The following is a 411-nucleotide window of genomic DNA, read 5'->3' as shown; positions in this document are numbered from 1 at the left end:
TGTAAATATCATATAATATTTTGTCCTAAGTATCGTAAACCTGTTTTAGTTGGCGAAGTAGAAAAGATGTTAAAGGAGATAATACCATATAAAGCAGATGAACTTGGAGCAGAAATAATAGAAATGGAAATAAACAAAGACCATGTGCATTTATTAATATCATGTGACCCACAATTTGGAATCCATAAAGTAGTAAAAGGTTTAAAAGGTTTTAGTTCAAGAGTATTAAGAGAAAATTTCCAACATTTAAAGTCTAGTATGCCTAGTATGTGGACTAATAGTTATTTCGTAGGAACTGTTGGCTCTGTAAGTTTAGAAGTAGTTAAACAATACGTAGAGAATCAACAAGTTAGGAGTAAGAAAAAATGATAAAAACTCATAGAGTAAAATTAAACCTAACTAGAACACAAT

Annotated in this window: 1 protein-coding gene; it reads left to right on the top strand. The window is 29.4% G+C overall.

Translation table 11 applies throughout. The features are described from left to right. Positions 1-369, top strand: a 369-nt coding sequence (gene tnpA / locus KGF41_RS20560; protein ID WP_227857143.1) for an IS200/IS605 family transposase, incomplete at its 5' end; no start/stop codon positions are given. Positions 370-411 lie beyond the last annotated feature (42 nt).

The sequence above is a fragment of the Clostridioides sp. ZZV14-6150 genome (assembly GCF_020657875.1).
In the GTDB taxonomy this organism is placed as follows: Bacteria; Bacillota; Clostridia; order Peptostreptococcales; family Peptostreptococcaceae; genus Clostridioides.
This window is presented reverse-complemented; position numbering and strand designations above follow the sequence as displayed.